This is a genomic window from Kitasatospora sp. NPDC101801, assembly GCF_044766665.1.
Taxonomy (GTDB): Bacteria; Actinomycetota; Actinomycetes; order Streptomycetales; family Streptomycetaceae; genus Kitasatospora.
This window is the reverse complement of the sequence record NZ_JBIWML010000081.1, coordinates 1-9,332: the sequence shown is the minus strand read 5'-3', so window position 1 is coordinate 9,332 and position 9,332 is coordinate 1. Positions and strand designations below refer to the sequence as shown.

The 9,332-nt window shown below is 72.6% G+C and carries 9 protein-coding genes; 4 read left to right on the top strand and 5 right to left on the bottom strand.

Features of this window, described 5'->3' with window-relative positions:
- Nucleotides 1-300 precede the first annotated feature (300 nt).
- From ACIRPK_RS36550 to ACIRPK_RS36535, 4 genes are all read right to left on the bottom strand, one after another.
- Nucleotides 301-717, bottom strand: a complete 417-nt coding sequence (locus ACIRPK_RS36550) for a hypothetical protein (RefSeq protein ID WP_403047195.1) — start codon at nt 715-717, stop codon at nt 301-303.
- A gap of 178 nt (nt 718-895) precedes the next feature.
- Complete coding sequence (locus tag ACIRPK_RS36545) at nt 896-1,288, bottom strand: hypothetical protein (RefSeq protein ID WP_403047192.1); 393 nt, start codon at nt 1,286-1,288, stop codon at nt 896-898.
- 273 nt (nt 1,289-1,561) lie between these two features.
- A complete protein-coding gene (locus tag ACIRPK_RS36540; protein ID WP_403047189.1) occupies nt 1,562-2,407 on the bottom strand; it encodes a hypothetical protein in 846 nt (281 codons plus the stop codon).
- A 282-nt stretch (nt 2,408-2,689) separates the two neighbouring features.
- Entirely contained in the window at nt 2,690-3,385 is a 696-nt protein-coding gene (locus ACIRPK_RS36535; protein ID WP_403047186.1) for an alpha/beta hydrolase, read from the bottom strand.
- A 242-nt stretch (nt 3,386-3,627) separates the two neighbouring features.
- On the opposite strand from ACIRPK_RS36535, the gene ACIRPK_RS36530 reads away from it, so the two are divergent.
- From ACIRPK_RS36530 to ACIRPK_RS36520, 3 genes are all read left to right on the top strand, one after another.
- Nucleotides 3,628-5,604 carry a ricin-type beta-trefoil lectin domain protein gene (locus ACIRPK_RS36530; protein ID WP_403047184.1) on the top strand — a complete coding sequence of 659 codons (1,977 nt, stop codon included), beginning with the start codon at nt 3,628-3,630 and terminating at the stop codon, nt 5,602-5,604.
- 403 nt (nt 5,605-6,007) lie between these two features.
- Nucleotides 6,008-6,445, top strand: a complete 438-nt coding sequence (locus ACIRPK_RS36525) for a hypothetical protein (protein WP_403047182.1) — start codon at nt 6,008-6,010, stop codon at nt 6,443-6,445.
- A 129-nt stretch (nt 6,446-6,574) separates the two neighbouring features.
- Nucleotides 6,575-6,757: a hypothetical protein gene (locus ACIRPK_RS36520; RefSeq protein ID WP_403047180.1), complete on the top strand. Its 183-nt coding sequence runs from the start codon at nt 6,575-6,577 to the stop codon at nt 6,755-6,757.
- Here ACIRPK_RS36520 and ACIRPK_RS36515 read toward each other — a convergent pair.
- Complete coding sequence (locus tag ACIRPK_RS36515; RefSeq protein WP_403047177.1) at nt 6,754-7,092, bottom strand: cyclic-phosphate processing receiver domain-containing protein; 339 nt, start codon at nt 7,090-7,092, stop codon at nt 6,754-6,756. The two genes, ACIRPK_RS36520 and ACIRPK_RS36515, sit on opposite strands and share 4 nt — an antisense overlap.
- A 519-nt stretch (nt 7,093-7,611) precedes the next feature.
- Between ACIRPK_RS36515 and ACIRPK_RS36510 the strand changes: the two genes are divergently transcribed.
- Nucleotides 7,612-9,132, top strand: coding sequence for a S8 family serine peptidase (locus ACIRPK_RS36510; protein WP_403047174.1), 1,521 nt, complete (start codon nt 7,612-7,614; stop codon nt 9,130-9,132).
- Nucleotides 9,133-9,332 lie beyond the last annotated feature (200 nt).

Below are 9,332 nucleotides of genomic sequence, written 5' to 3'. Positions count from 1 at the left end.
GAGCGGGGCCAACGGCTGGAGCGAACCGCCGACGAAGGAGGCGGCACCGCTCACCCGCCCGTACACGTCCTGATCCACCGTCAGCAGCGTCGTGGGGGGGGTGGCCCCCCCCCCCCCCCCCCCCCCCCCCCACCCCACCCCCCCCCCCCCCCCCCCCCCCCCCCCCCCCGGCCGCGCCGGGGCCGGGGGGGGGGGGGGCGGCCGCCCCCCCCCCCCCCCCCCCCTCGTGCCGACGGCCGCGCCCTCGGGCCCGGCCGAGCGCTCCGCATCCCGTGGCGGACCGCCCCGTCGGCTGACCTGCTACCAGCCGTACCAGTAGAGCGAGCAGTTCGGCACCGAGTTGGTCTCGTCCGAGATGTCGGTGTCCTTCATCCAGCCCCAGTGACCGTTGTCCGCCTGGGTGAGCAGCCACCGGTACGGGTGGGTGTTGTTGCCGTTGTACTGGCCGTCGTCGATCTTGCAGGCGAACCAGCTGGTGCTCGAGTACATGGCGCCGGTCCAGCTGTTCTGGACCTCGGTGTCCTTGGTGGCCGCCCACACCGTGGCACCGGAGCGGTTGTGGCACTTGTACGCCTGGTAGGTGTAGTCACCGTTCCGGACGGTGAAGCCGCCGTTCCAGCAGCTGCTCGCGGCCTGGGCCGGAGCGGCGCCGACCAGCGCACCGCCCAGGACGATTGCCGCTGCGGCGGTACGGGCCGTGATCTGACGGAGGTTCACATCTGGCTCCTGGATCGAGAGGGTCTGTCCGCCCTCATGTTCAACTGCCGGGAGGGCCCCCGGTACCTACCGAACTGCAGGTTGCCTGGGGCCCGACGGCGCGGTAGAGCTGTCGGGGCTGCCCGGCTCGGGACGGACCCTGCCCTGCCCCCGAGCCGGAATGGTCTGTCACTCGTGATCAGCAGTGCCGCAGGCCGTTGCCGGTCGGATTGGCGTCGAAGGCACTGGAGGTGTCCAGGGCGACCGCAGGCACGTAGCCCCACATGCCCGAGTCGTCCCCCTGGGTGTAGTACCAGGTCGTGTTGCCCCCTTCGTGGAGCTGGCCGGTGGTCCAGCAGGCGAACCAGCTGTGAGTGCTGCGCAGCACGTCGCCGGTCTCGGAGTAGTAGCTGGGGCCCCACTTGACCGGTGCGACCCGGTTGCTGCACCAGAGCTTGCCGCCGCTCACCCCGCAGCCGGACGCCTGGGCCGTTGTCGCGGGACCGGCGATGACCACTGCTGCGGAGACGGCGGCCAGGGCGAGTCCCAGAGCGCGCTTGCTGAGCAGGGCAGAGAGGGTGAAGCGCTTCATTGGTGTCTCCCGTCGGTGTCGTCGAGCCGAGCGGTTCGACGAGGGACAGTTGTAGCCGCCCTGGCGCAGGCCGGGAACCTCTGAAGTCACAGGGTTCCGATGGTGTTGGGGTGGGTGCCCTGAGCCGCACCGTAGAGGTGGACCAGCCCTCCTCTCGCAAGCTCGGCTGTACACGTCACCTCTGCCCGAGGGCGATAGCCTCGGGGAGATCGGCCCAGGCCGGCCGCACTCGCAGTGCCTCACCCCCGGGGCGCCCCGGGCGGGTGGGCCCGCTCAGCCTCGTCGGACCTCGGCCGGGCGGTGGCTGTAGTGCGGGGCGCCGCGTTCGAGGGCGACCTGCGTCAGGGCCGGGTGGTCGGTCAGGGGGGTCAGGTCGCCGTCGGCGATCACCGTACGCCCGCAGATGGTGACCTCGCGCAGGGCGGGGTGGCCTGCCAGTGGGGCCACCGAGTCGATCGGGCCGCAGTTCTCCAGCAGCAGGCTCCGCAGCCTCGGCAGGCGGGCGGCGAACGCGAGGGTGGAGGTCTTCGCGCCCACCAGTCGCAGGTCGGTGAGCTGCTCGGCCTCGCACAGCCGGTCGGTGTCGGTGAGGACACCGTCCTCGATCCACAGCAGGTCGAGGGCGGGCAACTGGTTGGCCCCCGCCATGGAAAGCTCCCGGCCTCGGACGCAGGCGATCCGGAGGAACGTCAGGTTCGGCTTCGGGCCGAGCTCGGTCAGCGCCTGGTCCCGCCAGTGAACGACCGTCAGCTCGCGCAGCGAGGTGACGGAACGCAGCGTCTCGAAGCCGGGCAGGACAGGAGTTTCGAGCACCTCCAACGCGGCCAGCCGGGAGAAGTCGAAGCCGCCCCGCCGCCCGTGGAGGGGAAGCCCCAGGAGGGTGAGCGAGGCGCAGTCGGCGACCGGGGCCAGCGCACCGGTCCCGCTCCCCAGCCGCAGCCGCTTCAGGCCGGGCACGGTGGGCAGCCACCCGAGATCACCGTCCCCGACCAGAAGTCCGTCGCACTGACCGGTGCGGAAGTACTCGGCGTACCCGGGCTGCCAGGGATGGTCCAGCAGCTGCATCTCCCCGCCCCGGATGAGGACGCCTGGCGCGACCGGGACGACTCGGGAACTCATGCGGACCACCCTCCGGGCAGGTGCTGGTCGGTCGGTTCGGCTGCCGGGCTCGATCATGTCAGCGGCCCGGCGCAGAAGCACGCAGGCGCCGGCTCGTGGGCGGCGGCGCGCTGAACACCCCCGCCCCCGCCCACCGGGCCGTGAGCAGTGCCCTTCCCCGCACCGCCGCCGGCCGTACTGGACACCGCCGCGGGTTTCCACCTCGTCCACGCGGCCGAGGGCTTCACCGTGCTCCGCCGCTGAGGCGACACCGTCAGACGGACTAGAAGTCCGCGGCTGCCGTCACAGACTCAGCACCAGGTCCCGGAGCACCTCGGGTCGGGACAGGAACGGGTGGTGGCCGGCGTCGAGTTCGACGACGGTGCCCGCCCGGCGGGCGTACTCCCGCTGGAGCCGGGCCGGGGTGCCGCTGTCCTGGGCGCAGACGAGGTACGTCGAGGGCAGGTGTTGCCAGGCGGCCGCCCCGACCGGTTGGCCGGTCACCTGCACGCTCTGGCGGGCGAGGTGCTCCGCCGCCCCGGCCTGGATCTCGGGGGCGCAGTCCTGGAGGAAGGTGTCCACGAGCAGCTCGGGGCGGACCCCGAAGGTGCCGGCCTCGGGGTCGACCTCGAGGAACGGGGCGGGGCCGCCGTCCCCGAAGTCCGACAGGCTCTGACCGACCTCGGGCAGGTAGCTGGAGATCAGCAGCAGGTGGCGTACCGACCCGGCGCCCGCAGCGGCTTCCGCCGTGACGATGCCGCCGTAGCTGTGGGCGACCACCACGGTCGGTTCGTCGTCCGCCTCCAGCACCTGCCGCACGGCGGCCACGTCCTCGGGCAGGCCGGGACCTCCGACGCCGCCGGGCGGCCCCGCCTCGCCGCAGCTCGGCAGGGCCGGTGCCACGCTCGACACTCCCCGTTCCGCCAGCAGTTCGGCGGTGCGGTGCCACCACCACGAGCCGTCCCGCACGCACGCCCCGTGCACGAAAACCACCCTCATCGGCACCTCCACGTCGGCTGGACCCCCGAGCATCCTCCGTCGCCCCGGCGGCCGGATCAACCCCGCCGGGGCGCGACGGCCCGAACACCGGGGTGTCTCGCCTGACCACGCGTCCGGCCCCGCGTCGATCGTCCTCGGGTCACCGTTTGACCAACGCAGTTCCCTCGCGAGATCGTTTCCGGGTCTCCGAACATATGCACGGTGACCACGTATCCGTTCCATCTGGGGGACCATTGCCCACCTTGCCCGCGCGAGCCGGCGCACAGCCGCGCCGCAGCACTGTCGGAACGCTGGCCGCGACCGCAGCTCTGGCCGTCCTCACCGGCAGCCTCGTCACCCTTGCCCCGGCCGCCCGGGCCGACACCGCCGCGCCGTCGCCGCGCCCGGCAGCCGGCTCCGCGCGAGCCGCAGTGCCCGCACCGGGCGCCCCGGCCGCACCGGCCGCCGCAGCCGCGTCGCCGTCGGCCACCACCCCGGCACCCGTGCCCCTGCCCGTCAGCCCGAAGGCGGCACCCGAGCCGGCGCTCAGGTACGGCGTCGAGAGCGGCCAAGGCTGCGGCACCGACCCGCGCTCCTGGGGCTGGCTGCCCAACGGCACCCCGGCCGCACTGACCGCCACGGTGCCGGGCCCGACGCCCGGCCTGGTCGTCGAGTTCCACGTCCGTGACGTCGCCACCCCGGACACCGACCTCCTCTCCGGTCCCGCGACCACCGTCTCGGACAAGGGAGTCGCCTCCTTCCCCCTGGACGACAGCCGGCTGCTGAACGGCCACGCCTACGTCTGGCACGCCGTCACCCGTGAGAGCGCCGACCGGGTGTCGGAGCCCACCGCCGGCTGCCACTTCCGGATCGACCGCACCGCTCCGCAGCTGACGATCCCGGAGTTCGCCTCTTGGTCGGCGGCCCAGCAGGACAGCGGCTGGATGGCGAGCTACCGGTTCACCGACGCCGCGCCGCTGGACGGCTTCGGCTCGTACACCTCCTGCTACGAGTACCGCGTGAACGACTCACCGGTGTGGGCCGCCCCGCAGTGCGACGCCGCCGACTACGGCACCGCGCGCCTGTCGTTCCCCGGGCCCGGGCTGAACACCATCCACCTGCGGGGCATCGACCATGCGGGCAACCGCTCGGCCGAGGCTGTTCGGACCACCTTCGTCTACCCCGGCACGGCCACGGCCGCCCGCCTCCAGGAGCCGTCCGCGCACTGGCTGCTGAACCGGCCGGCCGGTGGCGCCGAGACTCTCGGGAAGTCCCCGCTCACCGCCACCGGAACCGTCGGCTGGACGGACGGCTCCGCCTCCTTCGGCGGCACCGGGTCGCTCGGCAGCACTCAGCCCGTGATCGACACCACCAAGAGCTTCTCGGTGAACCTGGCGGCTCGCGCCGCCGTCGGCGGCGGTGTGGTGGCCAGCCAGGACGGCAACCGCTCCAGCGGCTTCATCCTCTGGGCCAACCCCACCGACAACAACTGGCACTTCTCGCTCGGCGCCGCCGACGACGACTACGCCAACTGGGACGACACCACCATCCGGGGCGCGGGCTTCACCCCGGCGGTGAAGTACGGCACCTGGCAGCGCCTCACCGCCTCCTACAACGCCACGTCCGGCGCCATCTCGCTGTACGTGGACGGCCAGTTGACGGCCAGCGGGAACCACGACCCGAAGAAGGTGTGGAAGGCCAACGGTCCGCTGCGGATCGGCCAGTACCAGTTCCAGGGCCACGCCGACTTCCGCTTCAAGGGCGAGGTCGCCGACGTCGCGGTGTTCAACCGCACCACCGGCCACCCGACCGAGGAGGGCCGGTTCCGCAACAGCCTCTACGGCGTGGGGCCCTACTCCGGTGCCTGCATGGCCGTGGACCCGGGCGACCAGTCGGCCCTCGGCAGCCGGGCCAGGTTCCTCAACTGCGACTACACGAACCTCCAGGGCTTCACCGCGTTCAGCGCGGACGGCACGGTCAGGCAGAACGGCAAGTGCCTCGACCTGGCCTACGGCCAGACCGTCAACGGCACGGCGATCCAGCTCTGGGACTGCAACGGCGGTGCCAACCAGATCTGGCAGACCCGGGCCGACGGCTCGCTCTACAACCCGCTGTCCGGCCGCTGCGTCGACCTGCCGTTCGGTGACCGCACCTACGGCAAGGCGCTCGCGCTGTGGGACTGCAACGGCGGCACCAACCAGGTCTGGGACCCCCGCCACCCGCTGAACAACATCCTCTGAGCAGTACGCCCGAGGGGCCCCGCCGCGACCTGCGGCGGGGCCCTCCGTCGTTCCGGCAGCCCCGCCCTGGCCCCAACGGCGCTACCGACAGCGCAAGGACCTGTCCGGTTACCGGCTGACGACGTCCTCGGAGTGGAACCGTGACCTCCGCCAACCGTTCATCCGGCCGTGTCGGGCACGCCGTCACACGGACGCCCGGCCTTTCCCGCCGCCCGGGCCGGGCACCACTTGCGTGATCACTGACAGGCCGTTCAGGCCATTCGACGGCGGATACCGGCGGGAGATCGCCCGTCGCCCCGGAACCCGACACCGACGGACCGTCACCTGTCACCATGAAAGCAATGTGACATTTCATATGGCTCCAACTCCCCTGTCCTGAGGGCACGCTATGAAGGAGAGACCCATGAAGAAGCTCGCCGCCATCCTGGCAGCCGCCGCGCCCCTGGCCGCCCTGGCCACCGTTCAGGACGCCGTCGCCGCGCCCGCCTTCGGCCCGGTCGGCGCCGCCGTGACCTGCGGCGCCCCGGGTGCCCCGGGTTACCTGCTGACCAGGACCTGCATCGAGGTGACGGGCAACCAGGTACGCGTGTACGGCTGGGCCACCCCCAACAGCCCGGCCTGGCAGCCCCAGCCGGTCGGCTTCACCGTGGCCGCCACCGTGATCGGGAACGCCCCGATCCCGCCCGTCAACCCGACCGTGCTCGTATCGGCGGGCGGGACCCAGGTCGGCAGCGTCTTCACCACGGCGCCCTGCGGCTCCACCGTCATCGCCAACTTCGCCGTCAACCAGCCGGGTTGGCCGTCCTCCCCCGCCACCGTCTCCACCGTGGTGAGCTGCTGACACACCGGCGGGGCGGCCCGGCCGGCCGCCCCGCCTCCCCCTCCGCCCGGGCCGACGGATCAGGAGAGTTCGGGGTCGACGTGCGCCGGAGCGCGGTCGGCGGCCTTCCGGCAGGGCGATGACGCGTTCGTGGGTGTCGCCGACGCGGTCGACCGCCCGGCCCCGGATGCGGACCTCGTCGACCACCTGCACGGCCCGCTCGGTGAACCAGCCGAGGAAGCGCCTCCCCTGCGCCGGGAGCGGCACAACCAGACCACGACGGTGCCCCGGCCGGCCCAGCGCCGGGCCGAGCAGCCCGGCCCGGCCGGCTAGGCCGTTGCCCGCCGGACCCGGTACTCCCAGCGGGTGAGCGCCTGGACCACGGTCGCGGCTCCGGTCGGGTTGGCGCTGTGCACGAAGACCGTGCCGATCCGGAACGGCCGTCCGTTGAAAGCGGCTTCCTCCAGCACGGTCACCACCGGCAGGATGTTGTCGTCACCGCCGAGATCGTGGTCCAGCCAGAGCTCGTCGATGAAGCTGTCCCGGTGCTCCGCCAGCAGCCGGACGCCTTCGCTGCTGGTGCGGGCGATCCGGGTGGCGCGGGGAAGCGGCCGGAGGTCGTCGATGCCGAGGATGACCGGCGCCTGGGTGGGTTGGTCCTGGTTCACCCGCCCCATCATCGCGGTACGGCACCCGCACCGAAACCCGTTTCTCCCGCGCTCCGGACCGCCAGGCTCACCGGAGGCCGGGGACGCCGGCCTCCGCCGGCTCGTCACCGAGCGGACAGACCTCCTCGTCCGCGTCGTGCGGGCCGGCTCGCAGCAGCGAACCGGTCGACCGTCGTCGACCGTCGCTTTCGGCTCGGGCTCCGCACCGGGACACCCGCGAAGCTCCGGTGCCGGAGCGTCACCCGCGACCGCCGCCGTCCCACCCGCACCGGCCGGGTGACCGTCCGCTCGATTCCCTCCTTGCCACCTACCTGATGTTGCGTCAGTCTTCTTTGATGGCAGGTGAGTTGGGGGAAACAGCAGCCGTGGCCGATGCGCCGGGCCGCGCCCACCGCCGGGGGTGCGCCGCACCACACGCCTGAGGGTGCGAGGTGCGGCCGCGATCGCCGGGCGCGCACCTCGCGGGGGGATGGAAGGAACGCCATGACAGCAAGGCGACAGGTTTTCCGGGGGTTGGCCATGGCCGTACTGGCCGTGGCACTCGCGGCGGGCGGAGCACTTCCGGCCGACGCGAGCAGCCCGGAGGGGGTGGTCCGGGGGGCCGGTACACCGGGCACGATCGCAGGCAGCTACCTCGTCATGCTCACCCCGCAGGCCGCGAAGTCGGCCGCTGGGCAGGGCAGTTCGCTCGCCGCCCGGTACGGCGGCAAGGTGCGGCGGAGCTTCGACGCTGCCCTGCACGGCTTCTCCGCCGAGCTCTCCGAGCGGCAGGCACGCCGCCTGGCAGCGGACCCGGCGGTCGCCGAGGTCGTCCAGAACCGCAAGGTCCGGGTCGACGGGAGCCAGTCCGCCCCGCCCTCCTGGGGGTTGGACCGGATCGACCAGCGGCGCCCGCCGATGACCGACCGCTTCGACTACCCGACCACGGCCGGGAAGGGCGTGACGGTGTACGTCGTCGACACCGGTGTCCGGATCAGCCACGAGGAGTTCGGCGGCCGGGCCTCCTACGGTTTCGACGCCGTCGACGGGGACGCCGAGGCGGACGACGGCCACGGCCACGGCACCCACGTGGCCGCCACCGTGGCCGGCGCGACCTTCGGGGTCGCCAAGCAGGCCAAGGTGGTGGCGGTGCGGGTCCTCGACGACGGGGGCGAGGGCACCACCGAGGGAGTCGTCACCGGCCTCGACTGGGTGACCTCCCACGCCGTCAAGCCCGCCGTGGTGAACCTGAGTCTGGGCAGCGATCCCGACGACGTGTTCGACACCGCCGTCCGCAACTCGATCGCCACCGGCCTGACCTACACCGTCGCGGCGGGCAACGGCAGCGTCGACGCCTCACAGCACTCTCCCGCCCGGGTGGCGACCGCCATCACGGTGGGGGCGACCGAGAGCGACGACAGCATCTCCTGGTTCTCCAACTACGGTCCCCTGGTGGACATCCACGCACCGGGTTCGGACATCGTCTCGGCCGGGATCGCCTACGACGAGGACTACACCACCATGTCCGGCACCTCGATGGCCTCCCCGCACGTCGCGGGCGCCGCCGCCCTCTACCTGGCCGACCACCGCACCGCCACACCCGCCCAGGTCGCCACCGCCCTGACCTCCGCAGCCACCGTCGGCTCCTTGCAAGGACTGGAGGACGGCACGCCCGACCGGCTGCTGTACACCGGCAGCATCCCGAACCGCCCGCCCGGCCCCCGCTTCACCAACGCCACCGACATCCCGATCGAGGAGGCCGTGATCGAGTCCTCCGTGACCGTCACCGGCGTCGCCGGCCGGGGCCCCGCCAACCTCGACGTCGTGGTCGACATCGTCCACCAGTGGCCCGACGACCTGGTCGTCGACCTGATCGCCCCCGACGGCACCATCTACCGCCTCAAGGACCCGGTCTTTCTCGGCTCCTTCAACGCCGGCGTCCACACCACCTTCGGCGTCGACGCCTCCGCCCGGACGGCCAACGGCGTGTGGCGCCTGCGGGTGGCGGGCGGCTCCCAGTACTTCGAGGGCTACCTCGACCGCTGGGCCCTGCAGTTCTGAACCTGACGACCGGCCCCGCCCGGCACACCGGGCGGGGCCCGGTCCCCCGTACGACCCCGGTTCTGCTCGGAAGCAGCAGACGGTCGACACCGCCTGACGACCTGACTAGTGCTGCTCCGCGGAAGTTCGTGGAGGGGTGTTGGGCCTGGCGGCGTATTCGTCGGTGAGGATGCTGCAGGTGCACCAGTCGCCCGTGCACG